The following is a 15,962-nucleotide window of genomic DNA, read 5'->3' as shown; positions in this document are numbered from 1 at the left end:
CGATTCGTAGCGGCGACTCGCGTAAACAGTTTTGGAATGGCGAAGTGGTTGCTGAGGTCGAAGGGCAGTGTTTCGGGTGGAACGGCGGTGGTACGCGGAAATTTAGGAATCGAACACCCGGCGCACGCGGTCACACCCTCGTGGTACGACCAGTCCGCGCGGGGGATGAGCGAACGAACGTGAGCGAGTCGGTTGGGGAGGTGTGTGGCTCGCGCAGTGCGGAGCAGTGCTGTGCGGTGTGGGAGTCGTACCAACACCGCAGCAGACGCAAAAAATCCGTGCGCTTTGCGCGCGGATTTCGAGTGTCGCTTTTTTGGTCCAGATTTATTGAGTGCCGAGGGACTCCGTCCCTCGAACCATGCGAATAGCGCGGAACGACGTTCCGCGGACCGTGCGAGCGGCGAAGCCGCGAGCAGACGGCCTGCGGCCGTGAGCAGAGAGCGGTGCCGAAGCGCGACGAAGTCGCGCACTGGCATCCGACGAGAAAAAAGGTGGAGACGAAAAGGTGGTCGTCAAAAAGTCGCTACTGTTCCCAGGAGTCCGGCACTTCGATGACGTACTTGCCGTCCTGTTTGAGCGCGATGATGTACTCTTCACGGTTGTACAGTTCCATCAGGTTGAGTTCGTACTGGCCGGGGTTGACGATGCGGATGCTCTCGAACTGGTCGTTCAGTTCCTTGCGCAGTTCGTCGAGTCCCGGACTCTCTTCTTCCGGTGGACTGACGACGTTGGCGTCATCCGTGTCTTCTGCAGGTGGGTCGTCCGGGAGTTCATCCTCGCTCACGAGGTCGCGGCGAGCACTAGCCTGGGCGCTGTCCTCGTTCGATTCGGCGGCTGGCGCAGCATCGGTGGCGGCCGATTGCCCTTCGTTTCGAGTCGAACCGGAGTTCGGCGCAGAGCGTGATTGGGTCTGCGAGCGCGACTGTGACGCGCTCGCGGCCGCCGACTGTTCTCTCTCCCCTCGGTCGCGTTTCGTGCTGACCCAGTCGCGGACAGTCGCGGCCGCTCGGTCTACGGCACCCGACGGAGTGCTGTCGGTGTCGCCCCCTGTTTCGGGTGCGTCGGGGGAACTGGCGGCGTTCGCAGTGCCCCCAGCGTTTCCAGTGTTCGCGGCTTGTGGTTGCTTCTTCGGCGCGGTTCCACCCGTTGTTCCGCCAGATCCACCCGAGTCACCTACGGCTCCCGCGGGCAGGAACTGGAACTTGTTCCCGCCGCAGTCCGGACAGCCCGAAAGCATCTCTTTCGAACCGTCCTCGAACGCTCGGCCGCAGTTGGTACACTGGTGGGGCATTATTTACGGGAGACGAGTGCGCTGATGAGGTTGTCGTCCTTGTGAAGCGTCTCTATCTGGTTCGCCGGGCCGATGACGGTGAGCTTCGACGTCGATTCCTTGCCCATCAAGCGGTCGAGGAAGCTTTGGTCGGCCGTCTCGGAGCGCGGGTACGTTTCGATTTCGATGCCGTTGAACTCGTCGGGGCTAATCTCGGTCATCGTGACCTCGATGAGTTTGCTCTCCTCGTCGGGGGAGAGCCCTTGTTCGAGGATGACGATGTCGCCGTCGCGCACCCCGTCGAGTATCATTCGAATCTTCTCCATCGACGCCATGCCTTCCATTCGGTTGGCACCGATGAGGTCGATTTGTACACCGTTCGAGCCGTCGGGTTTGACTTCCGGCATCGAATCACCCGAAGTACTTCGCTATTTTGTCGTACACTTCGTCCATGTTACTCCCTTCCAGTGCCGAGAGCGGAATCGTCTCGTGCTGCGGGTACGCATTCCGGATACGTTGGACGCTGGAGTCATCCAGGTCTGTCTTGTTAGCCAAAATGAGTACCGGCAGGTCTTGGCTCTCGATGATGCCGATGAGCATCGTGTTGACCTGCGTGAACGGGTCGGTCGTGCTGTCGAGGACGTAGATAACGCCGTCCACGTCCTCGCGGAGCCAGTGCATTGCTTCAGCGACGCCTTCGGTGGCCTCGCGCGAGCGACGCACGGCGTCTTCTTTCTCCATGTCGTGGTCGAGGAACTCCTCGTAATCGACCTTCGTCGTGACACCCGGTGTGTCCACGATGTCGATGGAGACAGTACTACCGTCTCGCTCGATTTCGACGTTCTCCTTGCGCCGAGCGCGTCGGGTCTCGTGTGGAATGTGGCTCTCCGGGCCAACCGCGTCGCCAGTCCAATCGCGGGCGATGCGGTTCGCGAGAGTCGTCTTCCCGGCGTTCGGAGGGCCGTAGATACCGATGCGCTTGGGCTCTTGGGCGGAGAAGAGCTTGTCCGTAACGCGTGATACGCTGTCTTTGAGTCCAGTGAACAATCCCATCCTTACCTCCCAGACCCCACTATCGGCGTCAAAACCGGTGTGAGGGGGCTGTTGCCCGAACCACTTTACCCCATCTACTTAATACCTACGTCAGACATTAGTCTGGGGAAATGACGTGTCTAGTTTCGTGGAAGAATTCCCGAACCGAGACTCTGGTAGCGTGAGACGTAGAAGAGGGGTTCGAGAGTGGGAAATCGGACACAAAGCAAAGGTTCTGTGGATCTGAAGCTGGGAAATCTAGTTTGTTGTTTCGCACGCTCGCGTGTGGAGTTTCACCCGTAAGTGGTAGTTTCTCCGTAAGTGGTAGTCGAGGAGATGGTAACCGCGTAGGTGGTAACTGCGTAAGTAGTAGCCGTGTAGGTGGTAACCGTGTATGCAATTCCAGTGGGAGGCTCCGACCGGTCAACGACCCGACGGCACCAGCGACCCGACGGCACCACCAACCAGACGAAACCAAAGACCGGAGGGGTTCACCCCTGGCATGGTTCGTCCGCAACTTCAGCGAATCGCCATTCCACTCGAAACAGAGGGGTGACGGAGAAACGAGCAGTCGTTACCGTGGGGGTGGTAAGGAACGGTCGATATCGAGAAAACTAGGGAACGTTCAGGTAAGATTCGAGGTGGAAACTCGGAGCGGTGGCGAATCCGGGACACCCCCACCCCTTCGTTTCAGGTGGAGCGGTGGAACCGTCTGGGTGGGGAGGGGACGCAGTGGTGGGTAGCCGATTCATTCTACACTATCCCAACTCAAAAATAACTATTCTCTTTGGTTCGCGGATATTGTTTAATTGGGATTGTATTAAATCTTCGTGTTCTCTAGACACCCCACCCCTCCCCGGCCCTTCTCGACGTTCCACCCGAAACAATGGGGTGGGGGGCAGGGGTGGTCTCCCCTCGCCAACTCTCTTCACCAATTCCTCTCACCATTTTCCTCACCCTTGCCCTCACTCTCACTCTCACTCTCACTCTCACCAACTCACTCACTCGCCCATTCGCCCATTCGCCCATTCGCCCACTCAACCGCTCTCCCACGCCGGGAATAATTGTGGCCGAAATCTCGTGCAGAACGGACTTTCGTGGTATCGGTCTGTTTTCGAGACGTACGAACACCGATATACCGAATTCTCGACATATGGTGTTCGCACGAATACACAATCCCTCTGCGACGGTACCGTACGAGAAAATTCCACGAGAACGAACTGTTCGAACCGTTGCTGGGTCAGTCGCTAGTGGGTTAGTCGCTAATGGGTCAGTCGCTAATGGGCCAGTCGCTAGTAGCCAGTCGATGGTGGTCGAGCCATTACCCGACAACTTCGAACGGTTAGCGTTCGCTTTCGTTCGCTCCGCCCACAGGAAGGGTCTCGTGACCAGGTGCCCAGTGTCTCGTGACCAGGTGCCCAGTCGGGCGATTCCAAGCGAAACCCTCCCCGTGATTCGACGATTGTCGGAATTACGAACGCCACGACGGTTCTGGACAGTAGACTCGTCTAAACAAAGAAAGATTTTAATACCTTCCCCAACCTTTAGTTCTCCTGCATCATTTGGACGCGCTCGCGTCTTCTGCTGGCCGAATCTTCGGTGTTACGCTCCGAACTCGGCGGAATCCACCGGCGCGCCGCGCGAACTCCACCCGAAACGAAGGGGTCGAACCACATGACGGACGAAGATACACAATCGACGGACGAGACGGTCGAAGTCAGTCCAGACCGAAGTTTCGACAACGTCGATTTAGACGACGTGGTCCTCGACGACGACGACGGCGACCAAGGGCTGTTCGACGACCTACTCAGCGGCGAACCGATTTTCGAGAACAAGGAGGTCCTTCGGCCGTCCTACACTCCACACGAACTCCCACACCGTAAGGACCAGATCAACAACATGGCGACGATTCTCGTCGCCGCGCTCCGCGGTGAGACGCCGTCGAACATCCTCATTTACGGCAAGACTGGGACCGGCAAGACGGCGAGCGCGAAGTTCGTCAGCAAGGAACTGGAGAGCACCTCCCAGAAGTACAAGGTACCCTGCAACGTCGAGTACATCAACTGCGAAGTGACGGACACGCAGTACCGCGTCCTCGCGCAGTTGGCGAACAAGTTCATCGAGAACAACCGCGAGTTCATCACCGACCGAATCGAGGAACTCGAAGGACTGCGTGAAGAAGCCCAGAGCAATCCGAGTGCCTTGGACGACACCGAATTCGACGCTCCAGACGAAATAGAGGGCCGAATCGAGGAACGGAAGGCCGACCGCGAGGAGATGGAACCCGTCCCGATGACAGGGTGGCCGACCGACCGCGTCTACAACACGTTCTTCGAGGCCGTCGATTACGAGGAGCGGGTCGTCGTCATCATGCTGGACGAAATCGACAAACTGGTCGAGAAGTCCGGCGACGACACCCTCTACAATCTCTCGCGGATGAACTCCGAGTTGGACAATTCGCGCGTGTCTATCATCGGTATCAGCAACGACCTGAAGTTTACCGACTTCCTCGACCCCAGAGTCAAATCGTCGCTCGGAGAGGAGGAAATCGTCTTCCCACCGTACGACGCCAACCAGCTCCGAGACATCCTTCAGCACCGCTCTGACGTGGCGTTCAAGACCGACGTGCTGTCGGACGACGTGATTCCGCTCTGTGCCGCCTTCGCCGCGCAGGAACACGGTGACGCCCGGCGTGCGCTCGACCTCCTCAGAACCGCAGGCGAACTCGCCGAGCGTGACCAAGCCGAGGGCGTCAACGAGAAACACGTCCGGAAGGCTCAGGAGAAGATAGAACTGGACCGCGTGGTCGAAGTCGTCCGAACTCTACCGACCCAATCGAAACTGGTCCTCTTCTCCATCATCTCCTTGGAGAAGAACGGCGTCCACAACATCAACACGGGCGAGGTGTACAACATCTACAAGCGACTCTGCGAGGAAATCGACGCCGACGTGCTCACGCAGCGCCGCGTCACCGACCTTATCAGCGAACTCGACATGCTCGGCATCGTCAACGCCGTCGTGGTCAGCAAGGGTCGCTACGGACGGACGAAGGAAATCAGTCTCTCGGTACCCATCGACGAAACCGAAGCCGTCCTGATGTCGGACTCTCGACTCGGCGACATCGAGAACATCCAGCCGTTCGTACAGGCGCGCTTCGAAAACTGACTATTTACTTTTCGCTCTCGACTCGAAACAGAGGGGTTCGGGGGTCGAAGGAAGCACTTCGAGCTACGCCGCGCCGGAGAACTGGAGTCGGACCCAACCGAGCCACGGGATGCGAACCTCGGCAGTGCCGCGAATCCATTCCGGTTCTACTGGATCGCTGATCGGACCCATCCTATTAGACTGGTCGTAGTACTGGTTCGCGTCACCCTTCGTTATGAATCCCGAGTTCGGTGCGGGACAATTCGCTAGCTCCTCGCAGCTATCCACGTTACTACCGATGTACTCCTTGTCCGCCATCTCGTACCAGTTGTCGCCCTCGTCCACCCAGAACCGCGCGCGATGGATTATCGGGGTCGCGTAACTCTTGCCGTCAGGTTCGTAGACGATGACGTCGCCGGGTTCCTTGAACTTCGTGTAGCCCGTTTGCTGGCCTCTCTGGTAGGTCACGACTCCGGTATCGCCGTGGGCCGCAGCGGGCGCGAGTCGGCCTTCCTCCATGATAAAGACGAGGTCGCCTTTCTGCATGTGCGGGTTCATGCTACCGCTCTCGATGGCGACCATCGGAGGCCAGACGCCGCTGATGGCGAACAGCAGGAGTCCGATGGCGAGGACGATTCCAGCACTGCTCAGCATCTCGCGGACGAACACGACGGCCTCGTTGTCGCTGTCGCGGAACTGCCGCACGTACGACATCGGACCCGAACCGTGGTCGCCCTGCGACCGTCCGCCGCCGTCGGAGGCGGCCCGACGAGAATCTCGTTCGCTGGCATCGGGCCGCGTCTCACTATCCGACGAATGGTCGTCACCGGGAGAACTCATTGGGTCCACTTATCTTTCAGCGGTTGTCAATTTTCCGGGTCCGGCACGAGGTCGATCGGCACTCGATTCGAAACGGAGGGCTCGCTGGGAACGCTCGATTGCGCGAAGAACAGCCTGAGGTGACCGAGCCACGGAATCCTCACCTCGGCGGTGGCCCGAATCCACTCCGGCTTGACCGGTTCGCCGACGATGCCACCGGCTTGGTCGTAGTGTTCGTTGTTGTCACCTTTCGTGATGAATCCTGCGTGGGGAGCAGGACAGGCGCGCAACTCTTCGCAGTTATCGACGCCAGCAGGAAGGTGCGACTCGTTCGCCTTCTCGTACCAGTTCTCTCCCTCTTCGACCCAGAACCGCGCACGGTGGATGATAGGCGTCTCTCGCCTACTTCCGTCCGGTCTGAAGATGATCACATCTCCGGCCTTGTTGAAGCTCTGGTGGTCCGCTTGCTGACCTCGCTGGTATGTCACGACGCCCGTCCCATCCGTCGCCGCGTCCGGCGCGAGACGATGTTCCTCCATGACGAAAATCAGGTCACCACGCTCCATCTGTGGCTCCATGCTCGGACTCTCGACGGCGACCATCGGAGGCCAAACGCCACTGATGGCGAACAGCAGGAGTCCGATGGCGAGGACGATTCCAGCACTACTCAGTATCTCGCGAACGAACACGACGGCCTCGTTGTCGCTGTCGCGGAACTGCCGCACGTAGAATAGCGGAGCGAAACCACTACTGTCCGAGGGGGAGGAATCGCCATCGTCCGAGGAGGATTTATCTCCAGGAGGGCTCATTGGGTCTGGATTTCGTTTCAGTGACAGTCAACTTTCGGGTACCGACCGAATTGATTCGACTCCCCACCGACCTGTCCACAGAAGAGAGGACTTTTTTACTCACCGCTTGTTTGGTCGTCTGTGCCGCTGGAGACGCCGGTTCGTATCGTCAGTGAACTCACCAGTCGCGGTTACAACGCCGACCGCGAAGCGGTGACACTCATCGCAGGTACAGACGACCCCACCGCCGCGGTGGAGGCCGTCGTGGAGAACGCACCCGAGGACGCATTGATACTCTCGGCGTCTCACGTTCGCTCCGTACTGGCCGAACTGGACCAGAACGGAGCGACTGGAAACAACAACGGAACGACTGCAAACAACGCCACTTCGCGTGAAACTACCTCCAGTAGTTCGACTACCAGTAGTTCGAATGGAGCTAATTCCGGAGAAATTTCAGCGACTAGTTCTACCTCTCCACCTGAAACGAAGGGGGTCGAATCGGGCGGTTCCTCGGCCTCCGGACGGTCGAGCGGGCCAGATTCAGGCGCGACCACCGACGTAACCCGACCTGACGAATCGGTTCGGAACCCCGACTTCGACGCGCGCTCGCTAGAAGTCATGGAGGACATCACCGGTGAGAGTACGGGAACTGGCGAGTACAAGGACTTCGTCTCCGTGTTCCGCGACCGGTTCCAGCGACTCTCGAAACAGCTTCGGTCTCGGGTCAACGCTCGCCCGACGTCGGCAATCCAGAAGATGCCCGGTGGTGGTGACACCGCCATCGTCGGGATGGTCAGCGACATTCGCTCGACGGCGAGCGGTCACTGGCTAATCGAGCTAGAAGACACGAGCGGAACGTACCCTTGTCTCGTCATGAAGGACCGCGACTTCGCCGACGCGGTTGACGAACTGCTCCACGACGAGGTCATCGCAGTCGAAGGGACGCTCTCGGACGACAACGACGACGGCGACGGCATTCTGTTCGTAGACGACCTCTACTTCCCGGACGTGCCCCGCACCTACAAGCCGAACACCGCAGACCGCCACGTGCAGGCCGCGCTCATCAGCGACGTACACGTCGGTAGCCAAGAGTTCATGGCCGACGCGTGGTCGAGTTTCGCCGACTGGCTCCACACCGAGGAGGCAGAACGCATCGAGTACCTGCTCGTCGCGGGCGACATGGTCGAAGGCGTCGGCGTCTACCCGAACCAAGACGACGAACTCGACATCATCGACATCTACGACCAGTACGAGCAGTTCTCGGAGTATCTGAAGGAAGTGCCCGGCGACATGGAGATTCTGATGATTCCGGGCAACCACGACGCGGTGCGACTCGCCGAACCGCAACCCGGCTTCGACGAGGAACTTCGTGACATCATGTCGGCTCACGACGCCCGGATTACGGGGAACCCGTCGATGGTGGACGTAGAGGGCGTGAACATCCTGATGTACCACGGCGTCTCGCTGGACGAGGTCATCGCCGAGTTGCCCGAGGAGAAAGCGAGCTACGACGAACCGCACAAGGCGATGTACCAGCTACTGAAGAAGCGCCACGTCGCCCCGCAGTTCGGCGGCAAGACGCGCCTCGCACCCGAAGAGAAGGACTATCTCGTCATGGACGAGGTGCCGGACGTGTTCCACACCGGCCACGTCCACAAGTTGGGATGGGGCAAGTACCACAACGTCCTCGCGGTCAACTCGGGCTGTTGGCAGGCCCAGACGGAGTTCCAGAAGTCTGTCAACATCGACCCCGACGCCGGGTTCGCGCCGATTCTCGACCTCGACACGTTGGACATGACCGTTCGGCAGTTCAGCTAAAACTCCCGATTTCCGCCACGTTTCCACCTGAAACGAGGGGGTCGAATCGTTCACTACTCACGCGATTCGAACTATTCGCTCGGGTCGTCGAGACGGTAGCGTAGCGTTCGCTTGCCTTCGAATCGGGGACCGTTGCCGACCTGCTCGAATCCGGCGTCCTCTACGACAGACTGCTCTTCGTCTTGGTCGTCGGGAACCAGCACTTCGACGGGCATCGACTCCTTGCGGGCGAACCGCAACGGCTCTTCGAGCAGTTGCTCTCGTGCGTCCCGAGAGCCACGAAGGTAGGTAACTCGAACTGCCTCGCGGTCGGCGTCGAAGCCGACGAAGCCCTCGATTTCGGTGCGTTCGTTCGTACTCACCTCGCCGTCACTTTCGCTCGCTCTCTCCTCGTCGTCTCCGTCCTCGTCATCGCTTCCGCCAGCTGACTCGCGCACTGCCACGCACACCGTTCGGTCGTGGACAACGTTGCGCATCACCTCTGCCGGAGCGTCGGCGAGGTCACCGAGCGCCTCCCCGTCGTCTTCGACTGCATCTCGTACGCGCATTGTTGGCACACTCTATCGTCCGTAAAGTTAAACTTCGCGGGCAAATCGGTGTCGTCGTTCGTTCGGTTCAACCTCGCCACCCGTCCGGTTCGGCTACGCTGTCCCGTTGGGTTCGTCCGCACGGAGGACCTTTGACACCTCGGTCCTAACCGGGTGTATGGTTGACGCGGACGCTCCTGAATCGGGCGACTCTTCCCTCAACGACGCGGAGGAGACCGAGCCCGGCGAAACCGACCCGGACCTCTGTGACTTCTGCCGACTGCCGCGTTCGAAGGAGTCGGTCATCCTCGAACGCGACGGGGCGACGTACGAGTTCTGTTCCGAAGCGTGTCGCACCGCGATGAAAGAGAGCGACCGCGTCTTCACCGAGTACCACGGCTTTCGGCGCTTCGAGACGGGCGTCGCGGGGTTCGACAACTCGCTTCCACAGGGGTTGCCTCGGAACTCCTTCGTCCTCCTCTCGGGCAGTTCCGGAACCCGTGAGACGGCACTGTTGGCCGAACTCGTCTGGCGCGCGCTCCAGCGCGAGGAACCCGCCGTCGTCGTCACCTTCACTGAGCCACCGATTTCGGTAGTCGAGCAGTTCCTCTCGTTGGACTGGAATATATTGCCGTATCTCGAAGACGGACAAATCCACATCGCCGATTGTTTCACCTATCGAGTGAGCGAGCGCAGTCGGATGTTCGAGCGCATGAACGAGTGGAACCGCCACCTCTTGCAGATTACCGAGGACGTGACCGAGACGATTCGAGACCCTAGCGACGTGAGCGAACTTCAGAACAAACTCGACAACTGCTTGGAGGGGTTGGAGATGAGCGACCGAGGCGTCGTCGTCATCGACTCGCTGACGGAGTTCGGCACGCTCGTCCAACCGGTGCAGGCGTACAACTTCGTCAAGGACATCCGCGCAGACATCTGCAAGGGTCGGTTCGTCCCCATCTTCGCTGGCGCGACCTACACCGGTAACGAAGAGACGTTCCCTCACGACTTGGGGTACGCCGTGGACGGCGTCGTGGACCTCGAACTGAACGGCACCATCGTGAAGGACACGCTGCTCAAGCGACTCCGAATCCGGAAGATGAGCGGCGTTCTGGCCATCCCGGAGTGGACCACCTACGAGTTCACCGCTGGAAAAGGACTCGTCACCTTCGACCCGATAGCGGAGATGGACGACACCTACGACGACGGGTCTGACGAAGAGTCGGGCGGTCCCGACCAACCGTCGGACGCTCCCGAGTCGGCCGAGACGACCCAACCACCGGACGACGGCGGACGCGTTCGTCCACCTGGCGATGGGCGCGGGGAATCGAGTCACGACAGAAAGCAGTAGCCGAAGCTACCGCCACGGAGACGTGTCGAATCACCGGCAGGCGACGGTGGCAAGCTTCTCAGACATGAAAGCAGTTATCTGGTCCCCAGAGCTATCCACTGTCATGCACAGGAGTCACGCGCGGGGGCCCGACGGACGACAGGAACGGGTGTTCGTATGCGCGTAGTCGCAAAGTTCGGCGGCACGAGTCTCGGCAGTGGCGACCGAATCAATCGCGCGGCCGACTCTATCGCCGCGGCCGTCGCCGAGGGACACGAAATCGCGGTCGTCGCGAGTGCGATGGGTAACACCACCGACGACCTGCTCGAAGAGATTCAGTTCGACGCGGCCGACCCCGACCGCGCCGAAATTGTCAGCATGGGCGAACGAACCAGCGTCCGGATGCTGAAAGCCGCCCTCTCGGCGCGCGGCGTCGAAGCTATCTTCCTCGAACCGGGGAGCGACCGCTGGCCGGTGTTCACGGACGAACTCGGTGAAGTAGACGCCGAGCGGACGAAAGAAGCCGCGGCAGACCTCGCGGCAGATCTTGACAACGTCGTTCCGGTCATCACCGGTTTCCTCGCCGAAGGGGCAGAAGGCGGCGTGACGACGCTCGGTCGCGGTGGGTCCGACACGACGGCCGTGATGCTCGGCAACTACATGTCCGCCGACGAAGTCGTCATCGTCACCGACGTGGAGGGTGTCATGACCGGTGACCCCCATGTGGTCGAAGGTGCGCGAAACGTCGCCGAAATATCGGTGGACGAACTGCGAAACCTCTCGTTCCGCGGTGCGGAAGTCGTCGCACCCAGTGCGCTCTCGTACAAGAGCGACCGACTCGACGTCCGAGTCGTCCACTACCAGCACGGCGATTTGTTGGGCGGCGGGACGAACGTCGTCGGCGAGTTCGAGAGCCTCATCGACATGCGCGAGGAACCGCTGGCCTGCCTGACCGTGGCTGGTCGGGCCATGCGAAATCGGCCGGGCATCCTCTCGGAACTATCGAGTGCGCTCGGTGACAGCGACATCAACGTCGATGCAGTCGCGAGTGGGATGGACTCCATCACCTTCTACGTGGACGAGACGGTCGCCGAACGCGCCGAAAACATCCTCCATCAGGAAGTCATCGACGAGGGCACGCTGTCGAGTGTCACCGTGGACGACGACGTGGCGGTCATCCGGGTGATGGGTGGCGAACTGCCGAATCAACCGGGTATCATCAGCGGTCTGGTCAATCCGCTGGCGGAGGCCCACATCAACATCCACGACCTCATCACCAGCGCGACCAGCGTCGCGCTGTTCGTGGCGTGGGACGACAGGGAACGGACCTTAGAGATTATTCAAGACCACCTGTCGTGAATCACGGCGCGCGCTGGCGCGACCGCGAAGCGTGTCGCGCCAAACTCCGCGCGAGGGATGAGGACCGCAAGCCCAGAAGACGCGACGTGTCGCGTCTTCTGTACTGAGGACCGCAGTCGGGTGGGGAGGGATGTGGCTGTCACGCGAGCGAAGCGAGTGTGACCTCGGCGGACGCGGATTGTCCGCCGGCGCTCGCGGCACTGTGCGGCGCGGTGCGGCCTTCTCGGTATCGGGAGTAGCTAGCTTCACTTCGAACTTAACCACCACGCAACCGCCGCACCGAATGCAAACCACACCTGTATTTCCTATCTCCCGAACCTTTTTGACCAATCGAGCGAAACCTTCGAGTATGCCATCCGAACCCCACAGTGGCAGTATCACGGACGAGCAACGCCTACGCAGAGGGTTCGGCTTTTTCTTCGCGGCCTGAGCGAGCGGCGGACTCCCCGAGGACCGAACCCACGCTCGGAGACGAAACCGCTCGAAGCGCGCCGACCGTCGGCGCGCACGAGAGCGCGTCAATCCACCAAACACACGAGCGCGCTTCAGAAGGGATAAGCGGGCGCACAGGGACGTACCACACAAAGCCAGCAGACACGATGAAACTACCAGAGTCACAGGTCGCGGTACTACAGGCCGCGGACGCGAACGAAGCACAGACGATAGACCAATTGGCCGACGAGACCGGTCTCAAACCGGAAACTGTCACTGGGGCCGCCTTCGAACTCGAATCCGAAGGTCTCCTCGCCGTCGCCGAATCCGTCGAGGAGCGCATCTCCCTCACCGACGAGGCAGAGGAGTACCTCGAAGACCTCCTCCCAGAAATTCGGCTCTACGAGGCCGCCCTCGACGCAGGAGCGGACGACGAAGCCGTGCAGATGGGCCGGGTTATCGGACAGTCCGGTCTCGAAGGCCCGCAGGTGGACATCGCGCTGTCGAACTACGCCCGGAAGGGATACGGCGTCATCGACAGCGGCGAGATTACGGCGAACGCAGACGCAGACCCCGAGAACGACGAGGAAGCCGCCGCGCTATCCGCGCTCGAACTCGGCGAACCGGTCGCCGACGAGGACGTGTTGGACCAGTTGGAGAGTCGCGGTCTCATCGAAATTTCCGAATCGACCGTCCGCTCGGTGACGCTGAGCGACGACGGCGTGACCGCGCTGATGGAGGGCGTCGAAGCCGCCCAGACGGTCGGCCAACTCACACCCGAGATGCTCACCTCCGGCGAGTGGGCGGACGTGGAATTCGCCGAGTACAACGTCGAAGCCGACGCCGAACGCCTGGACGGTGGGAAGACTCACATCCTGCGCCAGACCGCGAATCAGGTCAAAGACACCCTCGTGGGAATGGGCTTCCAAGAGATGGAAGGCCCACACGCGGACGCGGAATTCTGGATCAACGACTGTCTGTTCATGCCTCAAGACCACCCCGCGCGAACTCACTGGGACCAGTTCGCGCTGTCGAATCCACGGGAAATCGACTCGCTTCCCGAAGAACTCGTGGAGAAGGTCGAGCAGGCGCACCGCGAGGGTGTCGGCGAGGACGGCGAAGGATACCACTCGCCGTGGACCGAGAAAGTCGCACGGGGTATCGACCTACGAGGTCACACCACCTCGCTGTCGATGCGCTACCTCTCGGGCTACGCCGAGGGCGACCTTGAACCGCCACAGCGTCGGTTCAGCGTCGAGAAGGTGTACCGCAACGACACGCTCGATCCGACGCACCTGCTGGAGTTCTACCAGATAGAAGGCTGGGTCATGGCCGAAGACTTGTCGGTACGCGACCTGATGGGCACTTTCGAGGAGTTCTACGCCCAGTTCGGTATCACCGACATCGAGTTCAAGCCCCACTACAACCCCTACACGGAACCGAGCTTCGAGTTGTTCGGCACACACCCCACGACCGGCGAGATGGTCGAAATCGGGAACTCGGGCATGTTCCGCGAGGAAGTGCTGGAACCGCTCGGCGTCGAGTGCGACGTGATGGCGTGGGGACTCGCCCTAGAGCGACTGCTCATGCTGATGTACGGCTTCGAAGACATCCGCGACGTGCACGGGACGCTGTGTGACCTCGAACTGCTGCGGGACACGGAGGTGCTTCACTGATGCCAGTCGTAGACGTAAACCCCGACGAACTCCGCGAACTCACCGGCCACGACGAGAAGAGCGACGACGAACTCATCGACGACATGTTTGCCCTCGGACTGGAGTACGAAGGTGAAACCGAGGACGGCGACCTCCAACTGGAATTCGCGCCGGACCGACTGGATAGGCTGTCGGTCGAAGGTGTCGCGCGCTCACTTCGCTACCAGTACGGCGACGACCGGGGCGTCTACGTCCCGAACACGAACAACGCCGATTGGACTATCGAAGTCGATTCGTCGGTGCCCGACGAGCGCCCGTACGTCACAGGCGCAGTCGTCCGCGGCGTGAATCTGGACGAGGACGCACTCGACTCCCTCATCCAATTGCAGGAGAAGTTGCACGCGACGATGGGTCGAAAGCGCGCAAAGGGTGCCATCGGGATTCACGACCTGACGATGCTGAAGGGGCGTATCGCAACAAGCGAGGAGGGCGCAGACGCTCGTAACGCCATCAGTTACCGCGGTGTCGAACCCGACGGTGACCGGTTCGTCCCACTGGACTCCGACGCGGAGATGACGCCCGCACAGGTCTTGGCGGACCACCCGACCGGCGAGACGTACGCCGACCTCGTCAGCGAGTACGAGCGATATCCGGCCATCTACGACGACATCGGTCTGTTCTCGTTCCCGCCGGTCATCAACGGCCGCCGGACCGAGGTGACGACTGACTCCCGTGACCTGTTCGTCGAGTTGACCGGCACCGACCAGTGGACCATCGACCACATGTGCAACATCATCTGCTACGCGCTGGACGCCCGCGGGGCGACCATCGAAGAGGTCGAGGTCGAGTACGCTGACGGTCCCGACCTCGTTCGCCCCGACTTCGAAGTCCGGGAGAAGACGGTGACCCACGAACGCATCGAGCAGATGCTGGGCATCGACCTGAGCGGCGAGAAGGTAATCGACCTCATGGAGCGGTCGGGTCTCGACGCGACGACGGAGGAAGTTGGTGACGACGAAATTGCGTACGAGGTCGAGGTGCCGCCGTACCGCGTGGACGTGCTGCATCCGCTGGACATCGTGGACGACGTGGGTCGGGCCTACGGCTTCAACGACCTCGAACCGCGGTATCCCGATGTCGGGACGGTCGGCGGTCGCCACGACCGTTCGAAGTTGGAAGACGCCGCGCGCGAAGTGTTGGTGGGTCTCGGCTTCGAGGACCTGCTGAACTTCCACATGATAAACGAGGCAGAGAACTTCGAGCGGATGGGTATTCACTCCGAGGAAATCGAGTCCGGAGAATACGCCAAAGACGGCGTCGTTGGTGCGGCCACACCTGCGACCATCATGGAACCCTACAGCGAGGACTACACGATGCTCCGCACGTGGGCGCTCCCCTCGCTGATGATGGTCTTGGAGAACAACACCCACCGGGCGTATCCGCAGGACCTCGCCGAAATAGGTCTCGCAGCACAGGTAGACGAGTCGGAGAACACGGGCGTCGCCGAGCATCGAACGGTGGCAGGCGTCCTTGCGCGTCACGACGCCTCCTACGAGGACGCGAAGGCTCGACTTCAGGCCATCGCGCGCAACTTCGACGCCGGACTGGAGACACCGCCGACCGACCATCCGAGTTTCATCGACGGCCGCGCTGCGTCCGTCGTGCTCGACGGCGAGACTGTCGGCGTCATTGGCGAGATTCACCCCGAGGTGCTGGTCGAACACGACCTCGAACTGCCAGTCGCGGCGTTCGAGTTCCGACTGGACGCGTTAGAATAGCGCTCAAGTC

Annotated in this window: 12 protein-coding genes; 6 read left to right on the top strand and 6 right to left on the bottom strand. The window is 60.7% G+C overall.

Annotation, left to right across the window (positions count from 1 at the left end; translation table 11 throughout):
- Positions 1-523: 523 nt before the first annotated feature.
- From F7R90_RS16595 to F7R90_RS16585, 3 genes are read right to left on the bottom strand one after another with little or no spacing between them, the layout of a single operon-like run.
- Positions 524-1,291, bottom strand: a complete 768-nt coding sequence (locus tag F7R90_RS16595) for a Zn-ribbon domain-containing protein (protein WP_158058509.1) — start codon at positions 1,289-1,291, stop codon at positions 524-526.
- A complete protein-coding gene (locus F7R90_RS16590; RefSeq protein ID WP_158058508.1) occupies positions 1,291-1,677 on the bottom strand; it encodes a DUF2073 domain-containing protein in 387 nt (128 codons plus the stop codon). Before F7R90_RS16590 ends, F7R90_RS16595 begins: the two co-directional genes overlap by 1 nt.
- A 4-nt stretch (positions 1,678-1,681) precedes the next feature.
- Positions 1,682-2,323 (bottom strand): Era-like GTP-binding protein, encoded by a 642-nt coding sequence (locus F7R90_RS16585; RefSeq protein ID WP_158058507.1) that lies wholly within the window; start codon positions 2,321-2,323, stop codon positions 1,682-1,684.
- Positions 2,324-3,976: 1,653 nt separating this feature from the next.
- On the opposite strand from F7R90_RS16585, the gene F7R90_RS16580 reads away from it, so the two are divergent.
- Positions 3,977-5,467: a Cdc6/Cdc18 family protein gene (locus F7R90_RS16580; protein ID WP_158058506.1), complete on the top strand. Its 1,491-nt coding sequence runs from the start codon at positions 3,977-3,979 to the stop codon at positions 5,465-5,467.
- Between the two features lie 63 nt (positions 5,468-5,530).
- Here the strand turns inward: F7R90_RS16580 and F7R90_RS16575 are convergent, their stop codons facing one another.
- Positions 5,531-6,286: a S26 family signal peptidase gene (locus tag F7R90_RS16575; RefSeq protein ID WP_368408520.1), complete on the bottom strand. Its 756-nt coding sequence runs from the start codon at positions 6,284-6,286 to the stop codon at positions 5,531-5,533.
- Between the two features lie 26 nt (positions 6,287-6,312).
- Positions 6,313-7,074 carry a S24/S26 family peptidase gene (locus F7R90_RS16570; protein WP_158058505.1) on the bottom strand — a complete coding sequence of 254 codons (762 nt, stop codon included), beginning with the start codon at positions 7,072-7,074 and terminating at the stop codon, positions 6,313-6,315.
- Between the two features lie 120 nt (positions 7,075-7,194).
- Between F7R90_RS16570 and F7R90_RS16565 the strand changes: the two genes are divergently transcribed.
- Positions 7,195-8,871, top strand: a complete 1,677-nt coding sequence (locus tag F7R90_RS16565) for a DNA-directed DNA polymerase II small subunit (protein WP_158058504.1) — start codon at positions 7,195-7,197, stop codon at positions 8,869-8,871.
- Positions 8,872-8,942: 71 nt separating this feature from the next.
- Here the strand turns inward: F7R90_RS16565 and F7R90_RS16560 are convergent, their stop codons facing one another.
- The gene (locus F7R90_RS16560; RefSeq protein ID WP_158058503.1) at positions 8,943-9,419 is read right to left on the bottom strand and encodes a hypothetical protein; all 477 of its coding nucleotides are present in this window, start codon (positions 9,417-9,419) and stop codon (positions 8,943-8,945) included.
- 157 nt (positions 9,420-9,576) lie between these two features.
- Between F7R90_RS16560 and F7R90_RS16555 the strand changes: the two genes are divergently transcribed.
- From F7R90_RS16555 to pheT, 4 genes are all read left to right on the top strand, one after another.
- The gene (locus tag F7R90_RS16555; protein WP_158058502.1) at positions 9,577-10,749 is read left to right on the top strand and encodes an ATPase domain-containing protein; all 1,173 of its coding nucleotides are present in this window, start codon (positions 9,577-9,579) and stop codon (positions 10,747-10,749) included.
- 156 nt (positions 10,750-10,905) lie between these two features.
- Positions 10,906-12,087 (top strand): aspartate kinase, encoded by a 1,182-nt coding sequence (locus F7R90_RS16550; RefSeq protein WP_158058501.1) that lies wholly within the window; start codon positions 10,906-10,908, stop codon positions 12,085-12,087.
- Between the two features lie 599 nt (positions 12,088-12,686).
- Positions 12,687-14,195: a phenylalanine--tRNA ligase subunit alpha gene (pheS, locus tag F7R90_RS16545; protein WP_158058500.1), complete on the top strand. Its 1,509-nt coding sequence runs from the start codon at positions 12,687-12,689 to the stop codon at positions 14,193-14,195.
- On the top strand, positions 14,195-15,952 hold the full coding sequence (gene pheT, locus F7R90_RS16540; RefSeq protein ID WP_158058499.1) for a phenylalanine--tRNA ligase subunit beta: 1,758 nt from the start codon (positions 14,195-14,197) through the stop codon (positions 15,950-15,952). The genes pheS and pheT overlap by 1 nt, the downstream gene beginning before the upstream one ends.
- Positions 15,953-15,962: the final 10 nt, after the last annotated feature.

The organism is Halorussus halophilus (genome assembly GCF_008831545.1).
Lineage (GTDB): Archaea > Halobacteriota > Halobacteria > Halobacteriales > Haladaptataceae > Halorussus > Halorussus halophilus.
Note: the sequence above shows the minus strand (reverse complement) of the source record. Positions and strands in the feature narration are given on the sequence as shown.

What these genes read in the sequence shown, in the direction of transcription:
- pheT (WP_158058499.1), top strand. Translation starts at nt 14,195, where the DNA reads ATGCCAGTCGTAGACGTAAACCCCGACGAACTCCGCGAACTCACCGGC.
- F7R90_RS16550 (WP_158058501.1), top strand. Translation starts at nt 10,906, where the DNA reads ATGCGCGTAGTCGCAAAGTTCGGCGGCACGAGTCTCGGCAGTGGCGAC.
- F7R90_RS16575 (WP_368408520.1), bottom strand. Translation starts at nt 6,286, where the DNA reads ATGAGTTCTCCCGGTGACGACCATTCGTCGGATAGTGAGACGCGGCCC.
- F7R90_RS16555 (WP_158058502.1), top strand. Translation starts at nt 9,577, where the DNA reads ATGGTTGACGCGGACGCTCCTGAATCGGGCGACTCTTCCCTCAACGAC.
- F7R90_RS16595 (WP_158058509.1), bottom strand. Translation starts at nt 1,291, where the DNA reads ATGCCCCACCAGTGTACCAACTGCGGCCGAGCGTTCGAGGACGGTTCG.
- F7R90_RS16560 (WP_158058503.1), bottom strand. Translation starts at nt 9,419, where the DNA reads ATGCGCGTACGAGATGCAGTCGAAGACGACGGGGAGGCGCTCGGTGAC.
- F7R90_RS16590 (WP_158058508.1), bottom strand. Translation starts at nt 1,677, where the DNA reads ATGCCGGAAGTCAAACCCGACGGCTCGAACGGTGTACAAATCGACCTC.
- F7R90_RS16570 (WP_158058505.1), bottom strand. Translation starts at nt 7,074, where the DNA reads ATGAGCCCTCCTGGAGATAAATCCTCCTCGGACGATGGCGATTCCTCC.
- F7R90_RS16585 (WP_158058507.1), bottom strand. Translation starts at nt 2,323, where the DNA reads ATGGGATTGTTCACTGGACTCAAAGACAGCGTATCACGCGTTACGGAC.
- pheS (WP_158058500.1), top strand. Translation starts at nt 12,687, where the DNA reads ATGAAACTACCAGAGTCACAGGTCGCGGTACTACAGGCCGCGGACGCG.
- F7R90_RS16580 (WP_158058506.1), top strand. Translation starts at nt 3,977, where the DNA reads ATGACGGACGAAGATACACAATCGACGGACGAGACGGTCGAAGTCAGT.